Consider the following 25,734-nt stretch of genomic DNA (forward strand, 5'->3'; position numbering starts at 1 on the left):
GGAGGACAAATGAATGAATGAGCGGCAAGTTTAACCGAGGTGCCATGCCGCGTATATCCATATTGCCCTTTCCCGCAAAAGGGTGTTGCCCGTGGGCTGTGGCTTAATGTTCCTGCTGTCCGGGCTGGTGTGCGGCATCCTCAGCCCGGTTGCCGTGCGCGGTGGCTGGCGGGATGAAAAACTGCAGCGGCTGGCGTACAAAGCGTTTCAACAGCAAGGGCAGCAGAGGTAGCACCTGCCGTCCGTCCAGCTTGCGCGAGCGCAGCGCAACCCATAGAGCCAGACTGAAGCTGACTGCCAGATTGGTCATGCCAATCAGGGCTAGGCCGCCGCAATACACTGCCACCATGCCAAGTGGCAGCTGGAAATCCAGTGTGACCAGGCCAAACGCCAGATTGGCTGCCGAGAAGGTGATATGGCGGATATCCAGCGGCAGGCCAAGCATGATGCCAATAGTGCCGGTCAGCCCCAGAAACAGGCCGAAATAGAAATTGCCCGCCAGTGCACCCAGATTGTGTTCCACATAGTGCCCAAGTTTCCAGGCCCGGTGGCGGCCCAGCAGCTTGTTCAGCAAGGGGTGTGCTGCCAGCCGCTCCGGTATGCGGCGGTAGATGGCCTTGTTGTCGTAGTAACCGGCAATCAGCCCCGACAGAAAGAGAAATACACCGGCAATCGCTGCATGCGGCAAGGCCAGGCTGGATGCCGGGTCCAGGTCGTGCAGCAGGTGGCGAGCCTTGTCGGGCGATACCACCGTGCTGCCTGTCAGTGCGTGCCAACCAAAGGCGATGATGGCGGCGGTAGGAATGGCCAGCAGCACATTGCCCAGAATGGCAATGAACTGGGTGCGCAGCACCTTGATCACCAGCTCTGCCAGATCATCCAGTGCTACACGGCTGGCGCTCTTTTCCTGCTGGTGCAGAGCGGCGGCAATGCGGGCGGCGGTCATGGCCGGCTGCTTGGTGGCAATGGTGAAATGTAGCAGCTGCACGATGATGAAGCCGATGGCGTAGTTCATGCCATAGGCCAGCCCTTCCCACAGCAGGGGAAGGTGTGCCTGGGCCAGCAGCAGCTTGATCAGGGCCATGATGCCAACGATGAGGCCCGCGCCCATTGCCGCCCTGGCCATGCTGCCCCATTCCCGGCGTGATTCGGCAATATAGTGTTCGCCATGACGGCCTGCATGTTCGGTTACCTGCAGGGCCAGCAGTTCAGTATTGGATTTGAATACATCACTGACGCTGTACTTGCGGTTTTCTGCACGGGCAAAATCGACCAGCAGATGGAACAGGGCCGGGTTGTGTGCCGGGTCGTGTTCCGGCTCCAGCAAGGCTAGCAGTGCGCGCAGCCGGTTCATGCTTTGCAGCAATCGCAGTGCCTGATAGGTGAGATTGATGGAAATGCCATTGCGGGAAGCATTCTTGCGAATTTTTCCCAGAATCAGCTCGCACTGCTCCAGCAATACCAGAATGTGCTTGTCGTCTTCATGCGGATGCGTGTGTTCGGCCAGTGCCCGCCGGTAGCTGTCGGCATACTTCAGCACTTCGGCATTCAGGTGCAGGAACGGGGATTCGAAACGCTCGATGTCCGGATAGACCCGTACCAGTTCCGGCTCCAGACCAATGGCGGTTACCCGTGCACTGAGTATCTGCACCGACTCCAGCATTTGCAGACGGGTCTGAATCCAGCTGCTGCGGTCTTGCTCTTCATGCCAGGCCATGGCCTGCCACAGTTGCTGCCAGGTTTCATCCGGAATGGCTGCCAGCCAGATGTGATCCTGCTTCCAGCGGAAGAGGCGGCCAAAGCGGTCCTGTAGCGAATCTTCCCGAGTCGGCATGGGCAGCAGCCGCTCGCCGATACGCTTGGATAGCGTGGTGAAAAAGCCGGTATTGGCCAGAATCCCGGATTCGGTATATAGCGGAATCTGTCTGGTTTGGGTCAGCAAGTCGAGAAATGCACTGCGCAGGGCCTGACGGTGGTCGGCGTGATGTTCCAGCAGCCAGGCCAGCGCGCGAAAATTCATGATGGCCTGTTCGTGGTTGTCGGCACTGCTGGGCCGCAGGCTGCGTACCAGGTCTGCCAGTGCGGCAGCTGCTGTGGTTTCACCCTGTTGCAGGCTGAGAAAAATGGCATCAAGCGTGGGATTGGGCAAATGTGGTATCCATTCTGGCGGCAGCACTGATCTGCGCTACCTGTCTATCGACGTCGTATGGTGTGTATGTTCCGGCTTAGTGCTACTTCCATACCATGCGCTGTGGCGGCATGTGCCGGTGCTGCAGATTCGCAGCCAGTGATCATGCAATATACATTAAAAATCAGACTATTCTTATATGTTGTAAGTTCAAACAAACCTGAAATATCGATTCAACTTGATGAGAAATCATCATCAGGATGATTCTGTTTCTGCCTGCTGAATAATCGCCTGAACGGCTTTGTGCTGCAATTTGCGACGGTTGGTAATGGCGTAATAATGTTCTTCCACACCGCTTATCCGGCCTAGCAGGCGCAGCTTGCCACCGCCGGTGATGTCGTCCTCCGAAAAAGCCGGTACCGGAAACAGCCCGGCACCTTGCTCGCCAAAGGTTTGCAACAGTGCGCCGTCCTTGAACTCTCCGACAATTTCCGCGCGTATGCCTTGTTCGTCCAGCCAGTGCTCCAGCTGGCTGCGCAAGACATTGTCACGGCTGGGCAACAGCAGGGGGGCACGCTGCAGGCTGTGCGGGAAGCCATCCTGATAGCGTGCTGCCAGTTGCGGAGTGGCAAAAATCATCACCGGGCAGCGGGCCAGCAGGTGGGACTGCATGGCTTGCTGGCCTGCGGCTGGTGCCGGACGGTCGGCCAGCACCAGGTCCAGGCTGTGGCTGGCCAACTCGTGCAGCAACTGATCGAAAGCGCCTTCAGTGCATTGCAGACGCAGCCGTTGTGGCAGGGCCAGCGCTGGTTTGAGCAGGCGGTAGGCAATGCTCTTGGGCAGCACATCACTGATGCCGCTGCTCAGGCGCAGGGTATGGTCCAGTTGTTCATCCGCCAGCATTTCCTGCAGCTCCTCACCCAGCTGGAAAATTCGGTCGGCGTAGGTCAAGGCCATGCGCCCGGCTTCGGTAAGTATCAGCCCGCGTCCTTGCTGGGTGAACAAGGCGCGGCCAATTTGCTGCTCCAGGCGCGAAATCTGACCGCTCACCGTTTGTGCGCTCATGCCCAGTTGCTGGGCTGCTGCCGTCACACTGCCGGCCCGCGCCACGGCCCAGAAATAATGCAGATGCTTGTAGTTGAGCTGATTGAACATGATTATTCGAAATTTCCGTATGGATATTACTATTTTATTTGATTTTTTCGTGTTCATGAAACATCTATCATGCAGCATCTGAACGTCGTGGCCTGTCTCATGTAATAGGTCATCAACCAACCACCACCGAGGGGATAGATCATGAAACGTGTGATTCTGCTGATCGCCACCAATATTGCGGTGATGCTGGTGCTGAGCATCGCCGCCCAGTTACTGGGCATCAACCGCTTCATCACTGCCGGCGGCCTTAATATGGGCAGCTTGCTGGCCTTTGCCGGTCTGATGGGTTTTGGCGGTGCCTTCATTTCGCTGTGGATGTCCAAGACCATGGCGAAGTGGAGTACCGGTGCCCGTGTGATCGAACAGCCAAGCAACGAAACCGAACGCTGGCTGCTGTTTACCGTGCGCAAACTGGCAGACCGTGCCGGCCTGCCGATGCCGGAAGTTGCGGTGTACGAAGGTGAGCCTAATGCTTTTGCCACTGGTGCCAGCAAATCCAATTCGCTGGTGGCGGTATCCACCGGTCTGCTCTCATCCATGACCGAGCAGGAAGTGGAAGCGGTGCTGGCCCACGAGATTGCCCACATCCAGAATGGCGACATGGTGACGCTGACGCTGATTCAGGGCGTGGTGAACACCTTCGTGTTCTTCCTGGCGCGCGTGGTGGGCTATCTGGTGGACAACTTCCTGCGCCGCAATGACGAGGAATCGTCCAGCGGCACCGGCATTGGCTATTTCATTACGGTGATTGTGTGTGAAATCGTGTTCGGCATTCTGGCGTCCTTCATCGTGATGTACTTCTCGCGTCAGCGTGAATACCGTGCCGATGCCGGTGCGGCGAAACTGCTGGGTAGTCCGCAGCCGATGATTGCCGCGCTGCACCGCCTGGGTGGCGTGCATGCCGGCGAGCTGCCGCAGAACATGGCTGCATCCGGTATTTCCGGTGGTGCCGGCCTGATGGGGCTGATGTCCAGCCACCCTTCACTGGAGTCGCGCATTGCTGCCTTGCAATCAGCACACTAAGTCAGCGCAACTGAAGCTGGTGTGAACGGTGAGCAGGCTGGTCCTGCTCATCTGCGTTTTACCCGGATGGTGCGGCGGGTTTCTACTGAAAGAATCGATTGATGGAATGGCTTAATCTGTTGTTTGTCGGCACGCCGCTATGGATGTGGCTGATGTTCATGGGCATTGTGGCCGCGTTGCTGGTGTTTGATCTGGGCGTACTCAACAAGAATGATCACGAAATCGGTGTAAAGGAAAGCCTGAAACTGTCGGCCTTTTATATTGCCATGGGCCTGGCGTTTGGCGGCTGGGTATGGTGGTACCGTGGCGGTGATGCCGGCATGCAGTACCTCACCGGTTATTTGGTGGAAAAATCCCTGTCCATGGACAACATCTTCGTGATGTCGCTGATTTTCAGCGGCATGGCGGTGCCGCGGCTGTATCAGCACCGGGTATTGTTCTGGGGCATTCTGGGTGTAATTGTGCTGCGGGCTGCCATGATAGGCTTGGGTGCGGTACTGGTAACCGAGTTCAAGTGGGTGCTGGTGCTGTTTGGTCTGTTTTTACTACTGACCGGGGTCAAGATGCTGTTCAGCAAGGAGGAGGGCCACCCGTCGCTGGAAGACAACAAGCTGTACCAGTGGCTGCGCCGTCACCTGCGGCTGACGCCCACCTTGCATGGCCATCATTTTCTGGTGCGTGGAGAGCAGCACGGGCTGAGCCGTGGCTGGTGGGCCACCCCCCTGCTGCTGACGCTGTTGCTGGTGGAAAGTGCTGATCTGGTATTTGCGGTGGACAGCATTCCGGCCATCTTTGCCATCACCCAGGACCCCTTCCTGGTGTACACCTCCAACATCTTTGCCATCCTCGGCCTGCGCGCGCTGTATTTTGCCCTGTCCGCCATGGTGCACCGCTTTGAATACCTCAAGTATTCACTGGCCATCGTGCTGGTGTTCATCGGGGTGAAAGTGGGGCTGGTATACCTGAACGATATCCAGCTGGTGCAGTTCCATATCCCCACCGGTGTGTCGCTGGGGGTGACGCTGGCTCTGCTGGTGAGTGGTGTGCTGTATTCGCTGTACAAGACCCGTAACGACGGGGGTGACAGCCTGTCATGAGGCTGTGCTGACTGCTCCGTTACCGAGCTGACGCTGCTTAGGCCGGGCTGCCCTACATGGGTTGCCCGGCTTTTTGCTTGTCGATTGCCTGCTTTCCCGCTAGCATGGCTTTTCTTCGGGAGATGGCATTCCTCCCGCCTGTCCCTTACTGCCAGCATGGGAGTAAGGGCAGCAAACCGCCCATCCGGGCTGATGATGTCTGCATGATTCCCGTTGCCGGGAGCTGCAGGCGCGTCTGTGCTTTCCGGCCGGGTGGTGATTATGTGTTGTCATTCAGAAGAATTCCATGTCTGCCATTTCCCGTTCCGAAACCCTTGCCATGCTACCGCGCATGAGCAAGCTGCTGTTCCTGGCCTGCCTGGTCGCCTTGCTGGCCGGTTCTGCTTCTGCCTTCTTTCTGCACAGCCTGGTGTGGGCCACGTCCCTGCGCGTAAGCCAGCCCTGGTTGTTGTTTCTGCTGCCGCTGGCCGGTTTTGCCGTTGGCTGGGTCTACCTGCGCTATGGCCGTCAGGTGGAGGCCGGTAATAATCTGCTGATAGACGAAATCCACGACCCCACTCGCATTGTGCCCCTGCGCATGGTGCCGCTGGTGTTGTGGGGCACGGTAATGTCCCATCTGTTTGGTGCATCGGTCGGGCGCGAAGGCACGGCAGTGCAAATGGGCGGCGCGCTGGCTGATCAGGTCACCCATTGGCTGCGGCTGGGCAATGCGGATCGGCGCATCCTGCTGATGTGCGGGATTGCCGCCGGTTTTGCCTCGGTCTTTGGCACCCCGCTGGCCGGGGCGGTGTTTGCGCTGGAAGTGCTGGCCATTGGCCGCATGCGCTATGACGCGCTGTTTCCCTGCCTGCTGGCGGCTATCGTGGCCGATCAGGTGGGCTTGGGCTGGGGCGTGCAGCACACCCATTACGCCATCAGCCAGTTTCCCGTGCTCAGTGCCTGGACCTTGCTGGCCACGCTGGTGGCCGGCGCGCTGTTCGGTCTTACTGGCAAGCTGTTTGCCAACAGCACCCATGCCTTGTCGGCACTGATCAAGCGCCATGTGTCCTATGCGCCGTTGCGGCCCTTGCTGGGCGGTGTGTTGCTGGTGGCCATTGTCTGGTCCAGCGGGGCCGATCGTTTTATCGGGCTGGGCATTCCCACCATTGTGGACGCGTTCACCCAGCCGCTGCCTGTCTATGACTTTGCCGCCAAACTGGGGCTGACCGTGCTGTCGCTGGCCAGCGGCTTCAAGGGCGGGGAAGTGACGCCGCTGTTCTTTATCGGTGCCACCTTGGGCAATGCCTTGTCGCCGCTATTGCATCTGCCGTTCTCCTTGCTGGCCGGGCTGGGCTTTGTGGCGGTGTTTGCCGGAGCGGCCAATACACCATTGGCCTCCACCATCATGGCGATGGAGCTGTTTGGCAGTGAGGTGGGCATTTATGCCGCGCTGGCCTGTGTGGCCAGCTACACCTTCTCTGGTCATACCGGTATTTATCGTTCCCAGCGCATTGCCCATGGCAAGCACCGGCCCTTTCCGCGCGGGCTAAAGTTGAGCGAGTTGGCTGCCTGGCGGCGTCGCCAGGAGTGAATGAGCCTGCTGGGAATGCAGGTTTTTCCTGTTGAGCTGACTGTCCAGTAAGGCAGTAAATTTCATGGGTGAAATTAAATATTCATCTATGGAGTTACTTTGACCTTGGGATGGGTGGCTGGTTTGATGGTGCCAATACTCTAGTCGAGGAATTTGGTCCCATGCAGTGCTATCAGAATTTCATCAACAACAGCTTTATCCAGCCCGAAAACGACGTCAGTTTCATCGTGTCGGACCCTGCCACGGGCCAGCCTCGTGCGCAGGTCTGTGCTGCGACCACTGCCGAGGCGCTGTCGGCAGTCGAATCCGCGACTGCGGCACAAAAAGGCTGGGCTGCCTTACCTGCCTGTGAGCGCGCACAGTATTTGCACAAACTGGCTGATGCCTTGCAGGCAAGATCAGCCGAAATTGGTGCCGCACTGGCGGATGAGTCTGGCAAGAGTCTGAGTGATGCCATGGCCGAAGCAGTCTATGCGGCTGAAATCACCCGCTACCATGCCGAATGGGCCAGACGCATCGAAGGGGAGACCATTCCCAGCGATAACCCGCAGGAAAACCTGCTGCTGATGCGCGAGGCCATCGGTGTGGTGGTCTGCCTCATCCCGTTCAATTTCCCTGTCTACACCTTGCTGCGCAAAATTGCGCCAGCACTGATCACCGGCAATACCGTCGTGGTTCGGCCCAGCAACAACACGCCGTGCTCGGCCTTTGCAATTGCCCAAGCGGTGCTGGATGCCGGCCTGCCTGCCGGGGTGATCAATATCCTGACCATGACGCATGCGGTGGCAGAAACCGTTTGCACCCATCCCAAGGTGGGGATGATTACCCTGACCGGCAGTGTCGGGGCAGGCCGCAAGGTGTTGGAGTACTCCCAGGTGAATATTGCCAAGTCATCACTTGAGTTGGGGGGCAAGACACCGGCGATCATCGAGCCGGATGCCAAGCTGGTGCAGGCAGCCAATGACATTGTGGCATCCGCCCTCAGCCACTGTGGCCAGCTGTGTACCTCGGTGGAACGGGTGTATGTGCAGGACAGCGTGTACGACGATTTTGTGCGCTTGCTCAAGGAGCGCTTTGCGGTACGCCAGTACGGCAACCGAGCCCGGCATCCCAACTATATGGGTCCTTTGGTCAATGCCAGCACCCGGCTCAATATCCAGCAGATGGTAGAGCGGGCTGTCGATGATGGTGCGGTGCTGGAAACCGGCGGTTTCATTCCGGAAGGCCCCGGTTATTTTTACCCGCCTACCTTGCTTACCCAGTGCCGTCAGGACATGGAAATCGTACAGGAAGAAATTTTCGGCCCTGTACTGTGCGTCCTGAAATACAGCACGGCAGAAGAGGCCTTGCAGCTGGCCAACGACCACCAGTTTGGTCTGGCTTCGGTGCTGTATACCGAAAACTACCGAACCGCCATGCGTTTTGCCAACCACATCGAAGCGGGCGAGCTGTATGTCAACCGCACGCCGGCAGACCCCTATCAGGGTTATCACGCCGGCTGGAAACGCTCCGGCCTGGGGGGCGACGATGGCAAGCACGGCATGCTGGAGTTCACCCAGACGCGGCTGGTCGTCCTGAAATACTGAGCTTCCCCTCAGTCACTCATCCGGAATCACAATAAGTCTGCACACGACAGGATGGCCAACGCATAAGGCCTGCCACAAGTCCTGCGGTGCAGCAGGAGACACCATCAAGATGAATCATGCTGACACTCTGGTCGCAGCGTCGCCGCTGCATGCCCGCAATCGTTTGCGCTTTTTCCAGTTTGGCTTGCTGCTGCTGGCCGCGGGTGCCATCTATCCATTGCTGTATCTGCGGCAGAATTTTGAAACCACCATCCTGCAAAGCTTCCAGATCAGCAGCAGCGATCTGGGCGTGTTTTATTCCATGCTGGGCGTCGTCTACGCCGTCAGCTATTTGCCCAGCGGCTGGTTGGCAGACCGCTTTCCGCCGCGTTTGCTGATTGCTTTCTCCTTGTCGGCGGTGGGTAGTCTGGGGCTGTGGTTTGCCACTTTCCCGGCGTATCAGGCTTTGGAAATCATCTTTGTCGGCTGGGGACTGGCTGCCGGGCTTACCTTCTGGGCAGCGCTGCTCAAGGGCGTGAAGATGCTGGCGGCGGCCAATGAGCAAGGGCGCTTCTTTGGCATTCTGGATGGTGGCCGCGGCCTGGTCGAAGCCGTGCTGGCCTCCATTGCGCTGGCCATCTTTGCCTTTCATGTCGAGCAGGGCGGAGAGGCAAAGCTGGCGTTGCGGCAGGTGATTTATCTGTATTCCTTTACCTGCCTGGCCATTGCCGTGCTGATTCTGTTGTTTCTGGACAAGGGCGTGGCAGAGCGCGACAGCGGGGCGGCGCGTCAAAACAGTGTCCTTACTGATTTGCGGCTATTGCTGGGCATCCCGCAAGTCTGGCTGCTGGCCGTCATCATTTTCTGTGGCTATCAGCTGTTCTGGGCTACCTATTCCTTTTCGGCCTATTTGCAGCAGGGCTATGGCATGAGCGCGGTGGCTGCCGGTTTCATTACTGTCACCAAATTGTGGATGCGTCCCATCGGTGGGATTGGCGGCGGTTTCCTGGGCGACCGTTTTTCCAAGGAGGGGATGCTGGGACTGTGCATGCTGCTTGCTTCACTCAGCCTGTTTGGCCTGATTCTTTTCCCCGGCAGCGCAGGTATTTACTTCTTGCTGGCCCTGGTGTTGTTGATCGGCGTGCTCACCTATGCCATTCGCGGCTTGTACTGGTCCTTGCTGGATGCCTGCCGGGTGCCGCTTTCCGTTACCGGCCTGGCCATCGGCCTGATATCGGTCATCGGCTATTTGCCGGACATTTTCCTGCCCATGATCAATACCGCCTTTGCCGCACATTACCCCGGTGTCGATGGTACCCGTTTCTATTTCGCCTATATCGCCTGCTGTGGGCTGCTGGGTACTGCTGCAGTGTTTTATTTCAAACAACTGAATAAACAAGGGGAGTCTGTGTGATGAAAATCATTTCCTTGGAGACCCATGTAGTCGCGGTTCCTCCGCCACACCTTGGCGGTATGTACTGGATTTTTGTCACCCTGAAAACCAACTGCGGTATTGAAGGCGTGGGGGAGGTCTATGCCGCCAGCTTCCATCCCTCGGTGATGGTCCCGGCCATTCAGGATGTATTCGAACGCTATCTGCTTAACCACGATCCGCATCAGGTAGAGCGCTTCTTCCGCGAGTGTTATTCCAGCGGTTTCACCCAGCGCCCCGACCTCACCATGATGGGTATTACCAGCGGCCTGGAAATGGCCTGCTGGGACATCATCGGCAAGGCGGCCAATCAGCCGGTTTACCAGTTGATTGGTGGCAAGGTAAATGAGCGCCTGCGCTCCTACACCTATCTTTATCCCAGGAATGCCCACGGTCAGTACGATTATGACAACCCTGATCTGGCCGCAGAATGTGCCGCACAGTACATGCAGCAAGGCTTCACCGCCCTGAAGTTTGACCCGGCCGGGCCTTATACCGTGTATTCCGGCCATCATCTGTCACTGGAGGCGATGGACCAGTGCGAGTTGTTCTGTCGCAGGATTCGCGAGGCCGTTGGCAGCAAGTGCGATCTCTTGTTCGGCACCCATGGCCAGATGACGCCAGCCTCCGCCATCCGTCTGGCGAAACGGCTGGAAAAATACGACCCGCTATGGTTCGAGGAGCCGGTACCGCCCGGTCAGGCAGATGCCATGGCGCAAGTGGCCAGCAAGACCAGCATCCCGATTGCCACCGGCGAGCGCCTGACCACCAAGTATGAATTCCTGGAGCTGCTGCAAAAAGGCGCGGCGTCGATTTTGCAGATGAATCTGGGACGGGTGGGCGGCATTCTGGAAGCCAAGAAAATTGCCGGCATGGCCGAAGCTTATTACGCCCAGATTGCCCCGCATCTGTATAACGGGCCGGTTGGTGCCGCAGCCAGCATACAACTGGCGGCTGCCACGCCCAATTTTCTGATTCAGGAAAGCATCATGACCTGGGATGGTTTCCATTCCCAGCTGCTCAAGCAGCCTATCCGCTGGGAAGATGGTTTCATCATTCCGCCGACCGCGCCTGGCCTTGGCGTGGAGCTGAACATGGACGTCGTCAGGGCGCACTCGCCCTATGTGGGGGAGCGTTTGCACCTGTTGATGGACCCCAAGCCGTTTGATGTGCGGACGCAGTCATCCGACGCCTGGAAAAACCGCTGGAATACGGATAAAAGCCTATGAGCCAGCAATTCGACTTCATCATCGTGGGGGCGGGTTCTGCCGGATGCATCCTGGCCAGTCGCCTGAGCGAGTCCGGCCAGCATCGCGTGTTGTTGCTGGAAGCCGGCGGCAAGGATGATTCCTTCTGGTTCCGCCTGCCGGTGGGCTACGTCAAGAACTACTACAACCCGCAAACCAACTGGATGTATTACACCGAGCCGGAGGCAAACCTTGCCGGGTGCAAGCTGTATGCTCCGCGCGGCAAGGTGCTGGGTGGTTCCGGTGCCATCAATGCCATGATTTATGTGCGCGGGCAGCCGGCAGATTTTGATGACTGGGAGGCCGCAGGCAATCCGGGCTGGGGCTATCGCGATGTGCTGCCTTACTTCAAGAAGCTGGAAAATCACCCGGCTGGCGAAACCGCATGGCGAAGCAACAAGGGGCTGATCGGCATCACGCCAATGCGGGAGCAGGCGCACCCCATCTGCCAGAACTATCTGGAAGCCTGTCAGCAGCTGGGTTTGCCGCTTAACGACGATTTCAACGCCGCCCGGTTTGAAGGCGCGGGTATTTACGAGGCGAATATCCGGCATGGCGAGCGTGCGTCCAGTGCGGTGGCCTATCTGCACCCGGCCATGGGGCGGGCCAATCTCATGGTGGAGACCAACTGTCAGGCCGAAGCCATCCTGTTTAATGCTGCCGGGCGTGCCAATGGGGTTGCGGTCAGGCAAAACGGCGTGGCACGCCGGTTTTTTGCCAGCAAGGAAGTGATTGTAGCTGCCGGAGCGGTGGACTCACCCAAGCTGTTGCAATTGTCCGGCATTGGCGATGCCGCCTTGCTGCAAGGGCTGGGCATTCCACTGCGCCAGCACCTGCCGGCCGTTGGGCAGAATCTGCAAGACCATCTGTGCGTGTCCTTTTACTACCGCGCCAATTGCAAGACGCTGAATGATGAATTGGGCAGCCTGTGGGGACAGGGGATGGCGGCGCTGCGCTATGGCCTTACTCGCAAGGGGCCATTGGCGCTGAGTGTGAATCAGGCCGGAGGGTTTTTCCGTGGCAGTGAACAGGAGGAGCGGCCGAATCTGCAACTGTATTTCAATCCGCTGTCTTACAGCATTCCCAAGGATGCCGGGGCGGCACTCAAGCCGGAACCTTATTCCGGCTTTCTGGTGTGCTTTAACCCCTGCCGTCCCAGCAGCCGGGGTTCGGTCGCCATCAGCAGTGCCGACCCAGCGCTACCTGCCAGCATCCGTCCCAATTATCTGTCTACCGACAAGGACCGGCGCGAAGCCGTGCAGGGCAGCCACTTCATCCGCCGCCTGATGCAGGCCGAAGCCTTGCGCCGTATTACGGTGGAGGAGGTTTCACCGGCAAGCAGGGTGGATGACGATGACAGCATGCTGCGCTTCTTCCGCGAGGAGTCCGGTTCCATCTATCATCTGTGTGGCAGTTGTGCGATGGGGCCTGATCCGGCCAGCACGGTTGTTTCCCACCGGCTACAAGTACATGGAGTTGCCGGGCTGCGGGTGGTGGATGCCTCCATCTTTCCCAACATCACCTCCGGCAATATCAATGCACCGGTGATGATGGTGGCGGAAAAAGCGGCAGAGATGATTTTGCAGGATTGGCACTGAGCCGTTCCGCTAACTCTTGTTATCAACCAGGCCCTGCGCTGGCTGTATCAGCTGACAGCGCAGGGCTTTGTCACAGGAACCCATCTTGCCTGCACGACCAACCGCCCCCGCTGTTGATGGCTCCATTGCCATTTTGCAGCTGCTGGTGAATGCCGCCTATCCGCTGACCCAGGCTGAGATCAGTGTGCAGACCGGTATTCCTGCCGCCAGCTGTTACCGTATTCTGGGCAGCCTGTTACAGGCCCAACTGGTGGTGATGGATCCGGGACGCAAGAAGTCCTATGCCATCGGCGCGAAGATTTTCCAGATGGCTTCCACCATTTATGGCCGGCAAAGCATCATTCCGTATTTCCACCCGATTGCCGAAATCCTCAAGAACGAAGTACACAAAACCGTGCTGTTGAGCATTCCGGTGGGTAATACCGCAGTGGTGGTGGCCAAGCTGGAGTCTGCACTAAGCCACCGTTTTCATTCCTACATCGGCCAGACCTTGCCATTACACCGTGCCGCCGCTGGCAAGGCCATGCTCAGTCTGCGCAGCAAGGATTATCTGCAAGCATATCTGGATGGCGAGTTCCTGCTTGCGCCGCCGGAGCTGCGCAAGCAGTTGGAACGTGCCCAGCGCCTGGGTTATGCCGTGACGCATGGGGAAATCGAGAGTGGGGTCAGTTGTCTGGCTGCACCAGTGGTCAATCTGAGCCATGAGCCGATTGCTGCCATCAGCATCTGTGTCGCCAGCGATGAACTCAGCGAACAGGCAAGTCGCAGTTACTCCAGCGCCTTGATTCAGGCTGCGCGACAGTTGGCAGCGCGCATAGGCTAAGCGATTGTCTGGCTTGATCTTGCATGCCGCGCGGCGATAGGGTCCCCAACTGATGCAGCTTGCCATGCCGGATGCTATGCTCACCCGAGCTGCAGGTGATGACGTGCAGCGTTTTGTCGAATTGTCGAAAAACGTGCAGTTCAGCCGCTAGCCGCTTGATTGCTTGCGGTAGCTAGCAACATTGCAGACCGCCCACTTAAGCAGTGGGCGGTTTTCTGTTTGCTGCGGCATGAGGGCGGAATGGTGAACGCAGCAGCGTAGCTGTCGTTCGCTGTCGATAGCTGGCGATTTATGGCCAGTCAGGGCTGGGTTTGTCATGGATAATGACATCGTTTTGAAATGGTGTGGCAAGGGGTGGCATGGCAATGGAAGGCGTGATGGTGGTGGAGCGTAGCTGGCGCAGCATGTTGCGGGCGGTGGCCAGCCTGTTGCTGGCCTATGCCTTGCTGGTGGTGGGCAATGCGCTGGGCAGTACCGAAACCTCGCTCAGTCTGCTGGCCAATGGCGTGCCGGTGGCGGTGGCCGGCATGGTGCAGTCGGCCTACTATGCCGGTTTCTTTGCCGGTGGCTTTGTCTGTAGCGGCATGATCCGCCAGTACGGCCACCACCGTGCTTTTGCCGCCTTTACCGCCATGATCTGCGTGCTGACCCTGTGCCAGGCGCTGTTTACCTCTCCCTGGCTGTGGCTGCTGGCGCGGCTGGGCAATGGCCTGGCCATGGTGGGCATCTATATGGTGGTGGAAAGCTGGCTGAACGGCTGTGTCAGCAATAATCAGCGCGGCCAGCTGTTTTCCCTGTACCTGATCATCAGCTATCTGGGGGCCAGCGCCGGCCAGTGGCTGCTCAAGCTGCCATTCAGCCAGCCGGGCTGGGCCTTCATCATCGTGGCCATGCTGTTTGCCCTGGCCATCATTCCGGTCACCCTGACCCAACAGAAGCCGCAGCAGTTGTCCGCGCCCAGTGCCGGCAGTGTGCTGGGCCGTGCCATGCGCACGCTGCGCCTGCTGGGGCGGCGCGCACCGCTCAGCCTAGTGGGGGCGGTGCTGGCCGGCTGTTTCAACAGTGCCTTTTACACCATGTTGCCTGCAATGCTCAGCCAGTTGGGCAAGTCGGCGGCGGATATTGCCGGTTTCATGGGCATGGCCTTGCTGGCTGCGCCCTTGCTGCAATGGCCGATGGGCAAGTGGGCTGACAGCAGTGATCGCGGCCAGTTGCTGGCCTACTCGGCGCTGGTGGTGGCCGGTCTGTCATCCTTACTGATTCTGCTGACCGGCACCAGTTGGATGCTGCCGCTGGTGATGGTGTATGTGGCGATTGCCTTTACCTTTTACGGTACGCTCAGCGGCATTGCCAACGATGCCATGCCGCCGCGCCACCGGGTGGAAATCAGTGCATCCCTGCTGATGGTGTATGCGCTGGGTGGCACGCTGGGGCCGCTGCTGTGTTCGGCGGTGATGGCACAGCTGGGACCGTCCGGCTACTTTGTGGTGTCGCTGGCCTTGTCGGCGGTACTGGGGCTGTACGCGCAGTGGACGGTAAAGCGCTGGCCGCTGCCCAGCCTGCTGCCGCCGCGCTGAGCGACGGTTTGTCACCTGCTTGATTGATCATGCGGTTTTTCCTCTGGCGAAAGCATCACTCCATGACGGTGAAAATCTTCCGCGCCAGTGTCGTGCTGGCGCTGCTTGGCTTGCTGGTGTCGTGGGCGGTGCATGCCGCCAATGCCGATGCCTTGTGGCAAATCGTGCATCAGCAATGTGTGCCGCATTGGCAGCAGGCGCAGGACCCGGCCCCGTGTGCCGCGCTGGACATGTCACAGGGAGAGCCGCAAGGGCATGCCATCCTCAAGGATATCCACGGCGTACTGCAATATCTGCTGATTCCCACTGCGCGGGTCAGTGGCATTGAAAGCCCGCTGCTATTGCAGGCGGATGCGCCAGACTACTGGGCTGCCGCCTGGCGGGCACGGCAGTGGATGGACAGGCTGCATGGCAGTGCGCTGCCACGGGAGGCAGTGGCGCTGACGGTGAACTCGCAATGGGGCCGCAGCCAGAACCAGCTGCACATTCATGTTTCCTGTGTCCGGCCAGAGCTGCCCGCGCGCTTGCAGCAGGCAGGCATTGGTGCGCACTGGCAGCCGCTGCCGGGTGACATCAACGGCCACGCCTATCTGGCGCGCGCGGTGCCGGGCGAAACGCTGGATGACGTGCAGCCTTTTCGCTTGCTGGCCGATGAGGTGGCCGGGGCCAGCGGGCAGATGGGTAGCTACACCCTGGCGGTGATTGCCACCCGTCTTGCCGACGGGCCGGGGTTCTGGCTGTTGGCCAGCAAGGCAGATTTGCTGGCCGGCAACTTTGCCTCTGCCGAAGGCGATGTGCAGGACCACGACTGTCAGGTGCTGCCTCCGCTGGCAGTTACCCAATAGGCGGTCGCTGTCTGCCTGCTTATCTGGACTGGCTCAATTGGGCTGACGCGGTCTGGCCAGCTCCCAGGCGATGACGCCGGTCAGACTGCAGGCTGCCCCCACCATCACGACGCCATTCCAGCCCCAATGACTGTATGCCCAGGCCGAGGCCAGTGATCCGGCAGCGCCACCGATGAAATAGCTGGTCATATAGGCCGAGGTCAGCCGGTTACGCGCTTCCGGGCGGATACGGTAGATCGCCCCCTGATTGCTGACATGACTGCCGGCCACGCCCAGATCCAGCAACAGAATGCCCAATAGCAGAGCAGTCACCGAGTGTGGAGCCAGCGCCAATGGCAGCCAGGCCAGCAGCATTAGCGCCAGACAGAACCGGGTGGCCAGCGCGCCATGCCCCTTGTCGCTGAGCCGGCCCACCACATTGGCCGCCAGAGCCCCGGCAGCCCCGGCCAGGCCGAACAGGCCGATGGTGCTGTTGGAAAAGCCGAAGGGCGGTGCGGCCAGCAAAAAGCCCAGCGAGGTCCACATCACACTGAAGGTGGCAAAGGCCATCGCACCCAGCAGTCCGCGCAAGCGCAAGCTGGGCTCTTCCACCAGCAGCCGCAGCACCGATTGCAGCAGCCTGGCATAGGGCAGCCCGGTGCCGGCATGGCTGGGCGGCAACTGGCGTGCCAACACCAGCGTCATCAGCAGCATGGCTGCCGCACCGCACCAGTAGACGGTGTGCCAGCCACCCAGGTCGGCCAGCAGGCCAGCCACGGTACGGGCCAGCAGAATGCCGGTGAGCAGGCCGCTCATGATGGTACCGACCACGCGCCCGCGTTCAGCCTCTGCTGCCAGGCTGGCACCCAGCGGCAGCAGGATTTGCGCCACCACCGAACACAGCCCAGCCAACGCCGTTCCCAGCAGCAACTGGCTGAAGCTGCCCGCGGTGGCGCTGATGACCAGCCCGGTAGTGGCCAGCAGCATCATCAGGATGATTAGCCGTCGTTTTTCCAGCATGTCGCCCAGCGGGACAATCAGCAGCAGCCCGAATGCATAGCCCAGCTGGGCGGTGGTGACGATGCCGCCTGCATTGGCGGCGGAGATGCCCAGTCCGTGAGTGATTTCCGGTAGCAGCGGCTGAGCGTAATAATTGCCGGCCACGGCCAGGCCGGTGGCCACGGTCATCAGCCACATCAGTAGCGGGCTGAGACCTGGAGACGTGTTTGCCCGGAGGGGCAGGGTGTGGGTGTTATTCATGTGCGGGCTTTCGGTGGGGGAATTTGCCAGTGCTTTATTGAATTACCGCAAAGTATCTACTGGTCTAAAGAATGACTCCAATGTATTGTTTTCATGTTTTTGATCGTAAAACGAGATGATTGGATGAATCTGCGCCAGATCGATTACGTGCTGGCGGTGGCCGAAGAAGAAAACTTCACCCGTGCCGCCGAGCGCTGTCATACCGTGCAATCCGCCCTCAGCCACCAGATCGCACGGCTGGAGCAGGAGTTTGGCACCCGCCTGTTCGAGCGCACCTCGCGCCAGGTCACGCTGACCCCGGCTGGGCATACCTTTGTCAACCACGCCCGCCAGGTGCGCGAAGCTGCGCAGCGGCTGGAGGACGAGATGGCCGCCGCTACCGGTGAAATCCGCGGCAGTCTGCGCATTGGTTGCATTTCCACCCTCAGCCGGCTGGATTTACCCGGCTTGCTGGCTGAATACCATCGGCGTTATCCGCAGGTGGATGTACAGCTGGCCATGCGCATGAGTGATGTGATGATGGAAGAGTTGCGTCTGCAGCAGATAGACGTGGCTTTTCTTGGTGTATGGCCGGGCGAGCCGGTATTGGGGCTGGATGCGCGCCTGCTGTGGGAGGAGCCGCTGCTAGCCTTGCTGCATCCGGGGCACCCGTTGGCCAGTTGTCAGGAATTGACCTTGCAGCAGCTGGCACAGTGCACGCTGGTGGACTGGCCGGCAGGCACCGGCCCGCGCCAGCAGACCGACATAGCCTTTGCCGCCCAGGGCATTCGCCGCCGGGTGGCGTTCGAAGTGAATCACGCCGACATGCTGGTCAGCCTGGTTGGCAGTGGCTGCGCGGTGGGCATGGTGCCGGCATTGGGTGCCGGACAGCATGCCGGATTGACTACGCTGCCGGTGGTGAACGGACCACGCCGTCGTGTCTATCTGGCCTGTCACGATAGTCCAACGCCAGCGGCAGCGGCCTTTTTGGCGCTAGTGGAGCACTTTTTGCAGCCGGTACACGATGAGGGGCAGGCATGCTAGGGTATGGCTTCTGTTTTCCCGAGCTGCAGGATTGCTGCCGATGAGTGCCAGTCTGTTTGCCCTGCTCTTGCTGGGTGCCGCCCTGCATGCCAGCTGGAATGCCATGATCAAGGCGGCGTCCTCGGCCTGGTTTGGCACCGTACTGGTAGCTGGTTTTGCCAGCCTGCTGGCCATGTGCGCCTTACCGTGGCTGCCAGCTCCTGCTGTGGCCAGCTGGCCGTATATTGCGACTTCGGTAGTCTTGCAGGTGCTGTATCTGTGGCTGATTGCCCGCAGCTACCGCGTGGCCGACATGGGCTTGGTCTACCCGCTGATGCGGGGAACGGCTCCCTTGCTGGTGGCGTTGTGCAATGCGGCAGTATTTGGTGAGTCGTTGGGATGGATGGCTGTTGCTGGAATTGCGGTGTTGTGCACCGGTATTCTGAGCATGGCTTGCTCGATGCAGCGTGGGCCGCGTCACGGCGTGCTGCCGGCCTTGCTCAATGCCGTGGTTATTGCTGCATATACCCTGGTGGATGGCCTGGGCGTGCGTTTGTCTGCCGCGCCGGCCAGTTACACCTTATGGATTTTCCTGCTGTGCGGATTACCACTACCCATCTGGGCCTGGCTGCGCCAGCCGGCGGCATTGCGTGCGGCGCTGCGACGCGATTGGTGGCGTGGCCTGTTGGGTGGCGTGGGAACCATTGCGTCCTACGGTATCGCCTTGTGGGCAATGTTGCATGCCCCGGTGGCGGTGGTGGCTGCGCTGCGCGAGACTTCCATCCTGTTTGCCATGTTGCTGGCGCGTCTGTTACTGGGCGAGCACCCCGGACGGCGACGCGTGCTGGCGGCCTTGGTGATGATGGCTGGAGTCATGCTGTTGCGGTTGGCCTGACAGCAGCCAGGAATGCGGCTGATTACCGGCATGCCGCTTGAACCGTAAGTACTTATTTTACCTCCGGCGGTATCAGGCGTGGCCGGAGCAGCCCGTTGACAACCTGCCGCAGCACCGGCTGTTGCAGGCAATAGCCGCCTAGTAGCCCGGTAATGCCGCCAAGTAGCGTGTCATGGAGGCGGGCGGTTATCAGCGGGAAAACTGCAAGATGGCTCAGGCTGGTGGCCTCGCCCAACAGCAGTGCCAGTGGTGTGATGAAAATCATTGCCAGGCCGTAGTGGTGCACCACCAGAGATTCGATCGTGAAGCTGAGCAGGACAACCAATACAGCCAGCAGCCAGGGCGTCAAAGGCAGGCTGAACAGCAGCCAGGTCAGCAGCAGCCCCATGCAAGTTCCTAGCAGCCGCTGCCATTGCCGATGCCAGACTGCTTGCAGCGTTGTTGCCTGCAGGATGGCCAGGCAGGTGGTGGCCGTCCAGTAGGGGCGCTCCATCTGCAAGCAGTCAGCCAGAAATAGCGATAGTCCCACGGCCAGGCCGATGATCAGCGAATCCACCACGATAAAATCAAACTCCGGGGCCGGTAGATCCGGGGCGGGCAGCGGCGGGTGACGGTTCCATGCGTGCAGGCTATAAAGCGCACCCAGTATGCAGGCCAACAGGCTGCCCATGGCAACCAGACCGGCATACCGGGGAATGTCTGCTAAGGGGGTGGGCATGTACATTGCAATGGCGGCCACCAGGATGAAGAAATAACTGCCCGGTGGAGGCAGGCGATAGTAGCGGCACAGCATGCTGGCGAGTACCGTCATCATCATCAGGAGCAGGGGCATGCTTGCAGGCAGCTGCTGGCTCAGCAGGCCCAGCGTAACGGTAGCGACAAGACCAAAGCCACAGCACATGAGGGTAAGTATGCGTTGGGGCAGGTTTGTTGCTGGAAGGTAGAGCAAGGTGAGCGTTCCCAAGGTAGCGACCATGCCGGCACCGACCTGTGCCGTGCCGGCCGCAAGCAGCAAGGGCAGGCCGATGGTCAGGGCTCCGGTCAGGGACAGCAGCCAGGGGCGCCTGCTGGGCTGGAACGTGAGCAGATAACGTCTGGCGGCATGGCGCAGGGTAGCCAGGTACACCTGCCAGCGAAGATCCTGCATCAGCGACTCCAGTCTGTTACGCGTCGGGAAGCAAGACTGGTAAAAAGCCGGCGATTTGGCAAGGGCTCAGCGTATGAGCATGCCTCTTGCCGCGCGATCACGCCTTGGCCACTGGCAGGACAGCAGAAACAGCAGCCCGATACCCCACAGGATGACAACCATCCAGCTCGAACCGGCATATTGCATTACCAGCCCGGTGGCAGCCGGCCCCAGGCTGCTGGATGCATTCCAGCTCAGCGAAATCAGGCCGGAAATGCGTAGCAGAGCCGCACCGCTGAACTGCTCGCCACTGGCTACCATCGACAGGGTGTAGATGGCACCGGCACAGCCCCCCAGCAGGAAAAGATAGCCTTCCCACAGTCCTGGAACATGCATCATCAATGGCATCAGCGGGAGCAATAGGCAGACCAGCATGCCGCACAGCATGTGCACGCGGCGACGGCCAAAGTGGTCGGCCAGCCAGCCGATGCCAAACTGCAAGGCGGCATCACCGGCCAGCAGGATGGATGCCGACGCCAGCGCGCGACTCTGGCTCATGCCCGCCTCCATGGCAACCAGTGGCAGGAAGCTGAGCATGATGGTATCGAATGAGGCAAAGAAGGCAGTCCCCAGCAGAATGGCAGGTGCGGTACGGATGATTCCCAGCCAGCTGGTGCTGTTAGCCTTGTCTGGTGTGCCGGTATGGGCAGGGTCGTGCGGGTGGGCTGCGTTGCCGGACTGTTCCGGCCGGGCCAGCATAATGCCTGGCAGCCCCAGCAGAAACAGCCCGCCGCACCACAGAAAAGCCTGATCGGGCCAGCGTGCCAGCAGGTCGGTGAGCAATGGCCCCAGTACCTGGCAGGCGGTAAAACAGGTGGAGTAGACGGCCACAATGCGGCCACGGGCATGGTCGCCGGCCAGGGTATTGATCCAGCTTTCCCCCAGTACAAACAGCGGTGCCATGGCAGCACCAAACAGGAAGCGTGCCAGCATCCAGCCCGGAATACTGTACAGGTATTGCAATGGCAACACCGAAGCGCAGGCCAGCAGCAGGCAGCCCAGCATCACGTTGCGTCGCCCCAGTCGCAGCGCCAGCGCCGGGGCCGCCATGGTGGCCAGTACGCCGCCCACTGCACCGGCAGCAACCGTCCAGCCAATCACTTCCGGGCTGAAGCCGCGGGTGGTCAGGGTAAGAGCGGTAAGCGGCATAGTGCTGCCCAACCCCAGTCCCAGCAGGGCGACGCTGAATATGACGGCGGTGAAATCACGCCATGTGCTGCGTGGCAGCATGAAAGGCTCCGGTCCGGGTGGGAGTGACAGCCTAGCACAAGGGCATGTTGCTTTGGCACGCCGCATGGGGCGGCATGGACGTAACAAGGCCGGGCATAGCCCGGCCTTGTTACGTCTGCAGAGTGTTTTGGTGGCTCAGTGAGGGATTGCTTCTGAATCCGGATGCCGTGGCTGCAAGGGCTGGGCCAGAACCATGCCGTCATAGTGCTGGCATACCGCCGGAATGCTGTCGCCGTTGAAGAAAATGGTGGTTTTGTGGCCCACCTTCTTGCCAATGCAGGCCTTGACTGCAGCCAAGGGCGGCTCGTGTGGCGGTGGCATGAAGCGGTCGTGCTCGTCTGCGCCGTGCGGACCGTGCTTGGCGCAATGTTCGCCAGCCGGTGCCGAGGTGTCGTGGCGCTCGGCATGGCAGCGGTGTGCTGGCGGGGTATCGCTAGGGGCAGAGGTGTCTGCGGCGTAAATGTGATTGCTTAGCAGCAGGGCCAGCGCGGCGCCGGCAAAGAGTGTGTGTCGCATGATCATTCTGCATTGATGATGAACAATGCGCCTACCTTAATCAGCGGCGTATTGCGTCACAAGCAGGCTGCGTCAGGCTTTACATGGCTTTGAGTGAAGTGAAGTCATTTAGCCCCGTTTAACATGCTTTACATGAAGCGGGGCATGGGGCCGGCAGGTGCAGCTGCACAGGGTGCCCAGCCCGGCGGCCACTCAGAAATTATAGTGGGCAAAAGTGAACAACACATTGCCATTGCCCTTGCCGCCGGGAATGTAGGTGCTGTTGATGGTGAACTTGCCATAGCTTATGCCCACCAGTGGCAGTACACCCGGGAAGGGGAAGGAGTGCAGGGTATCGGTACGCGAAGTGATGAAGGCGGTGTAGCCGATTTCTGCACGCCATTCACCGGCACGGGCAAAGGGATGGGTATAGGCATAACCGACGATGGGCTCCACTTCCTTGTGGGAGTCCAGAAATGCCATGGCATACAGTGCATGCCAGTTGTCGTTGTCATCGCGCAGGCTGCGGCCCAGACCGAAGCCCCATGGATTTTCGTTAAATTCGGCAATCTTCTCTTTGGTGTAGGCCCAGCGCATGTGGTAGGTGTTCAGCGGCAGGTAGGCATCCAGCGTGCCGTCATCCCAAACATGCTGTACCTCGTTACGGGCGCTTTCCCATAGCGAGTCGGCATGCGCGGGGATGGAAAAACTACAGGACAGCACGGTGCCAAGGGCAAGTGCAGTGGTCAGGCGAGTGTGTGAAAACATTAAAATCAACTAGCGGTGTGCTGCAAGCCAGGACCGCAGCACGGTTTGAAAAAAAGTGGTGGCTGCGGATGTTACCCGTCCTGGCCAGCAGGTCAAGCCTGCACGGCAGACCATATCAATGGCCTGGAAGTTCCCGCAACTTGCGCTCGGCGCTGCGCATGTTGCGGCTCAGCTGCATCAGGCCCAAGGCCGCGCTGGGGGAGTGGGCATGCAGGCGCTGGGCCGCGGCTTCCAGCAGGGCGACTGCCTTGTACCATTCGCCAAATTCCAGATAAAGGCAGGCCCGCTCGTACAGATTCATGCTGTCTTCGCTGCGCAGCGACAGTTTGACCGGCACGGTGCCATGTATGGTGTTGAGTCTTTGCTGGCACAGAGACTGCACGTCGGGAAGAAACTGCTGGCACAGTTTGCCAGCGCTGGCTGGATCCAGTGCCGGGAGTACTTTGCGGCGGGAAATAAGGCGGGCAATCAGCTTGAGCATGAAACATCAGTCCTTGCCGGTGCGATGACCGGGCATTCTGCAATTCAGCCTGCAGAATACCCGTCTGACACGTCAACTTACGGCAAGAAACATCAATTCCTGTAATGCCCTGGTGCGGCCTGCCAACGGGCCGAATCAGTCCTGCAGGGCCGGGCTGAGCGCACTGCGTACCGTGCTTTCATCCAGGGCCGCCGAGCATAGTTCGATAAACCGGTAGGCATAGCTGCGCAGATAGTGGCCACGACGGATGGCGATGCGGGTGGTTTGCTGGCCGAACAGTGGCTCTCCTGCAACCACCGCCACCGCCTGGTCGCGTTGCGGGTCCACCGCCATGGAAGCCACAATGCCCACCGCCAGTTCCAGTTCGACGTAAGTCTTGATCACATCGGCATCCAGTGCCGACATCACGATATCCGGTACCAGCCCGGCACGGGCAAAGGCGCGGTCGATCTGGGCCCGCCCGGTAAAACCTTGGTGATAGGTGACAATGGGGTATTCGGCCAGGGTTTCCAGTGACAGCTGCTGCTGGTGTAGCGGGTGATGTGGCGGGGCTATCACGCTGTGATACCAGCCGTAGTAGGGAAATGACACCAGTTCTGCGACTTCGGCCACGGCTTCGGTGGCAATGCCGATATCCGCATCGCCAGACTGCAGCAGGCGTACCAGCTCTTCCGGGCTGGCCTGATGCAGTACCAGGTGCACCTTGGGATAGGCTTTCTTGAACGCGGTAACCACCTGCGGCAGTGCGTAGCGGGCCTGGGTGTGGGTGGTGGCAATGGTGAGCTGGCCTTCATCACGCTGGCTGAATTGCTCGGCCAGACGCTTGATGTTGCCGGCATCCAGCAGCATGCGCTCCACAATGATCAGCAATTCCTTGCCTGGGTCGGTCAGGCCGAGAAAGCGCTTGCCCTTGCGCACGAACAGCTCGACCCCCAGTTCATCTTCCAGATCCTTGATGTGTTTGCTGACCCCGGATTGCGAGGTGTACAGCGCATTGGCGACTTCGGTCAGGTTGAAGTTTTGCCGGACGGTTTCACGAATGATACGCAGTTGCTGAAAGTTCATGCGATTCCCCTCGCGGTGGTCTGCTCATGCAGGGATGGCGGAGGGGTCACACGGTATGTTTGGGCTGCCATGATGCAATCCTGATTTTATATAACTTAAATCAGGATATTTCTGTTTTTTATATAACAAAAATAATATTTACTTGTTTGTATATGCATTCTTGATATCAGCGGTCATGAGGGCGAGCGGGGATCGATTCGGGCAATCATGGCGGCCTGGAATGAAATCGTGCTTGCTGCGACCGTGTCAGTGCAGCTGCCAGATGGCTCGGTAGGCTTGCTGATAAGGCAGGGCAGCGTCTATTTCCTGTTGTCCCAGCTGCTGTAGCAGCTCGCGGGTGATCAGGATGGGTTTGCTCACATAGCCGCTGGGCCTGGCATTGGCAAAGGCACGATTCATTTCATCGGCCAGCTGCCAGCCTTGTACGCCCAGGGGTTCGGCCACGGTGGCCATTTGCTGGGACAAGCCGGCACGGATGCGGTTGATTGCCTTACTGGAGCCGTCACCCGCTGAGACATTGCGGATGTCGGTGCGCCCGGCATGCAGCAAGGGGTAGTTCATTTCGTCGAAATAAACGTCGTTGATGGCCAGGGTATGGGTCCATTGCCGACCATAGCGCTGGTTTAGCTGACGCACTGTGGCTTCCATGCGCTGGTCGGCCCGGTTGATTGGAATGTTCTGGACGGCAAGCAGCTTGCAGCCGCTGCAGTGTTCAATCAGTTCCTGCATGTAGCGGGTCTTGCTATTGGCAATGTCGAAGCGCTCGTCATTGAAAATGACAACGCCAGCCTTACCAGCGCTTTGCTGGATGACATGGTTGGCGGCGCGGCGGGCTACTTCTTGCGGGTCGGTACTGACATTGAAAAACAGACCCGGCACCACGCCAGGCCGGGACGCTGCATGCCAGCCCAGCAGCACGATGTGCTCACGTTGGGCTGCAGCTACTTCCTCTGCCAGCTCGCTTGCTTCAAAACCGCCCAGGATGATGCCGTTGCTGCGGCTGGCAATCGCGCTGGCAAATGCCTTGTGCAGCAGTACATCGCTGCCCTGTGCATCCAGCATCTGAATCTGCCAGCCCAGTACACGGGCTGCACTGGCAAAGGCGCGATAACTACCACCGATACCACCATTGCGCAGATCCTGGGCGATGAAGGTCACCAGATAATGGCCGGGCTGACGCGCTGGGCCATCTCTTGGTCCATCCCAGTTTTGTGTTGCAGGCGCAGCCTGTCCCTGAGTGACAAACAGGAGCAGCAACAGCAGCAGTGCTTTGCGTATTGCCATGGCTACCTTCCGGTATGAGGTCTGTCATG

Annotated in this window: 22 protein-coding genes and 1 riboswitch; of the genes, 12 read left to right on the forward strand and 10 right to left on the reverse strand. The window is 59.5% G+C overall.

Annotated features, from left to right (window positions below):
• Positions 1-103: 103 nt before the first annotated feature.
• Both QVF59_RS15290 and nhaR read right to left on the reverse strand, forming a co-directional pair.
• Positions 104-2,149 (reverse strand): site-specific recombinase, encoded by a 2,046-nt coding sequence (locus QVF59_RS15290; protein ID WP_287881074.1) that lies wholly within the window; start codon positions 2,147-2,149, stop codon positions 104-106.
• Between the two features lie 234 nt (positions 2,150-2,383).
• Complete coding sequence (gene nhaR, locus QVF59_RS15295; protein ID WP_287881076.1) at positions 2,384-3,283, reverse strand: transcriptional activator NhaR; 900 nt, start codon at positions 3,281-3,283, stop codon at positions 2,384-2,386.
• Between the two features lie 141 nt (positions 3,284-3,424).
• On the opposite strand from nhaR, the gene htpX reads away from it, so the two are divergent.
• The 10 genes from htpX (at position 3,425) to QVF59_RS15345 (ending at position 16,060) form a co-directional block, all read left to right on the forward strand.
• Entirely contained in the window at positions 3,425-4,306 is an 882-nt protein-coding gene (gene htpX / locus QVF59_RS15300) for a protease HtpX (protein ID WP_159878173.1), read from the forward strand.
• Between the two features lie 101 nt (positions 4,307-4,407).
• Positions 4,408-5,403: a TerC family protein gene (locus tag QVF59_RS15305; protein WP_287881077.1), complete on the forward strand. Its 996-nt coding sequence runs from the start codon at positions 4,408-4,410 to the stop codon at positions 5,401-5,403.
• A 109-nt stretch (positions 5,404-5,512) separates the two neighbouring features.
• Positions 5,513-5,612, forward strand: a riboswitch (Fluoride riboswitch).
• 77 nt (positions 5,613-5,689) lie between these two features.
• A complete protein-coding gene (locus tag QVF59_RS15310) occupies positions 5,690-6,973 on the forward strand; it encodes a voltage-gated chloride channel family protein (RefSeq protein ID WP_287881078.1) in 1,284 nt (427 codons plus the stop codon).
• A gap of 161 nt (positions 6,974-7,134) precedes the next feature.
• A complete protein-coding gene (gene aldA, locus QVF59_RS15315; RefSeq protein WP_287881079.1) occupies positions 7,135-8,559 on the forward strand; it encodes an aldehyde dehydrogenase in 1,425 nt (474 codons plus the stop codon).
• A 109-nt stretch (positions 8,560-8,668) separates the two neighbouring features.
• On the forward strand, positions 8,669-9,952 hold the full coding sequence (locus QVF59_RS15320; RefSeq protein ID WP_287881081.1) for an MFS transporter: 1,284 nt from the start codon (positions 8,669-8,671) through the stop codon (positions 9,950-9,952).
• Positions 9,952-11,199, forward strand: coding sequence for a mandelate racemase/muconate lactonizing enzyme family protein (locus QVF59_RS15325; RefSeq protein ID WP_287881082.1), 1,248 nt, complete (start codon positions 9,952-9,954; stop codon positions 11,197-11,199). Before QVF59_RS15320 ends, QVF59_RS15325 begins: the two co-directional genes overlap by 1 nt.
• Positions 11,196-12,815, forward strand: coding sequence for a GMC family oxidoreductase (locus QVF59_RS15330; RefSeq protein ID WP_287881084.1), 1,620 nt, complete (start codon positions 11,196-11,198; stop codon positions 12,813-12,815). The genes QVF59_RS15325 and QVF59_RS15330 overlap by 4 nt, the downstream gene beginning before the upstream one ends.
• An 85-nt stretch (positions 12,816-12,900) precedes the next feature.
• A complete protein-coding gene (locus QVF59_RS15335) occupies positions 12,901-13,638 on the forward strand; it encodes an IclR family transcriptional regulator (protein WP_287881086.1) in 738 nt (245 codons plus the stop codon).
• A 359-nt stretch (positions 13,639-13,997) separates the two neighbouring features.
• Positions 13,998-15,215: an MFS transporter gene (locus QVF59_RS15340; protein ID WP_287881087.1), complete on the forward strand. Its 1,218-nt coding sequence runs from the start codon at positions 13,998-14,000 to the stop codon at positions 15,213-15,215.
• 62 nt (positions 15,216-15,277) lie between these two features.
• The gene (locus tag QVF59_RS15345) at positions 15,278-16,060 is read left to right on the forward strand and encodes a CDP-diacylglycerol diphosphatase (protein WP_287881089.1); all 783 of its coding nucleotides are present in this window, start codon (positions 15,278-15,280) and stop codon (positions 16,058-16,060) included.
• A 33-nt stretch (positions 16,061-16,093) separates the two neighbouring features.
• On the opposite strand, the gene QVF59_RS15350 is transcribed toward QVF59_RS15345, so the two are convergent.
• Positions 16,094-17,299, reverse strand: coding sequence for an MFS transporter (locus QVF59_RS15350; protein ID WP_159878144.1), 1,206 nt, complete (start codon positions 17,297-17,299; stop codon positions 16,094-16,096).
• 123 nt (positions 17,300-17,422) lie between these two features.
• Here QVF59_RS15350 and QVF59_RS15355 point away from each other — a divergent pair, with 123 nt between their 5' ends.
• Positions 17,423-18,322: a LysR family transcriptional regulator gene (locus QVF59_RS15355; protein WP_287881091.1), complete on the forward strand. Its 900-nt coding sequence runs from the start codon at positions 17,423-17,425 to the stop codon at positions 18,320-18,322.
• A 40-nt stretch (positions 18,323-18,362) separates the two neighbouring features.
• Positions 18,363-19,196 (forward strand): DMT family transporter, encoded by an 834-nt coding sequence (locus tag QVF59_RS15360; RefSeq protein WP_287881093.1) that lies wholly within the window; start codon positions 18,363-18,365, stop codon positions 19,194-19,196.
• A 52-nt stretch (positions 19,197-19,248) separates the two neighbouring features.
• Here QVF59_RS15360 and QVF59_RS15365 read toward each other — a convergent pair whose 3' ends face one another.
• The 7 genes from QVF59_RS15365 to QVF59_RS15395 form a co-directional block, all read right to left on the reverse strand.
• Complete coding sequence (locus tag QVF59_RS15365) at positions 19,249-20,343, reverse strand: FUSC family protein (protein WP_287881095.1); 1,095 nt, start codon at positions 20,341-20,343, stop codon at positions 19,249-19,251.
• A gap of 66 nt (positions 20,344-20,409) precedes the next feature.
• Positions 20,410-21,612: an MFS transporter gene (locus tag QVF59_RS15370; RefSeq protein ID WP_287881097.1), complete on the reverse strand. Its 1,203-nt coding sequence runs from the start codon at positions 21,610-21,612 to the stop codon at positions 20,410-20,412.
• 135 nt (positions 21,613-21,747) lie between these two features.
• The gene (locus QVF59_RS15375; RefSeq protein WP_159878136.1) at positions 21,748-22,128 is read right to left on the reverse strand and encodes a hypothetical protein; all 381 of its coding nucleotides are present in this window, start codon (positions 22,126-22,128) and stop codon (positions 21,748-21,750) included.
• A gap of 192 nt (positions 22,129-22,320) precedes the next feature.
• Entirely contained in the window at positions 22,321-22,875 is a 555-nt protein-coding gene (gene pagP, locus QVF59_RS15380; RefSeq protein ID WP_159878134.1) for a lipid IV(A) palmitoyltransferase PagP, read from the reverse strand.
• Positions 22,876-22,990: 115 nt separating this feature from the next.
• The gene (locus QVF59_RS15385; protein WP_159878132.1) at positions 22,991-23,356 is read right to left on the reverse strand and encodes a hypothetical protein; all 366 of its coding nucleotides are present in this window, start codon (positions 23,354-23,356) and stop codon (positions 22,991-22,993) included.
• Positions 23,357-23,491: 135 nt separating this feature from the next.
• The gene (locus QVF59_RS15390; protein ID WP_159878130.1) at positions 23,492-24,421 is read right to left on the reverse strand and encodes a CysB family HTH-type transcriptional regulator; all 930 of its coding nucleotides are present in this window, start codon (positions 24,419-24,421) and stop codon (positions 23,492-23,494) included.
• Between the two features lie 246 nt (positions 24,422-24,667).
• Positions 24,668-25,705: a substrate-binding domain-containing protein gene (locus QVF59_RS15395; protein WP_287881098.1), complete on the reverse strand. Its 1,038-nt coding sequence runs from the start codon at positions 25,703-25,705 to the stop codon at positions 24,668-24,670.
• Positions 25,706-25,734: the final 29 nt, after the last annotated feature.

The organism is Aquitalea sp., assembly GCF_030150775.1.
Lineage (GTDB): Bacteria > Pseudomonadota > Gammaproteobacteria > Burkholderiales > Chromobacteriaceae > Aquitalea > Aquitalea denitrificans.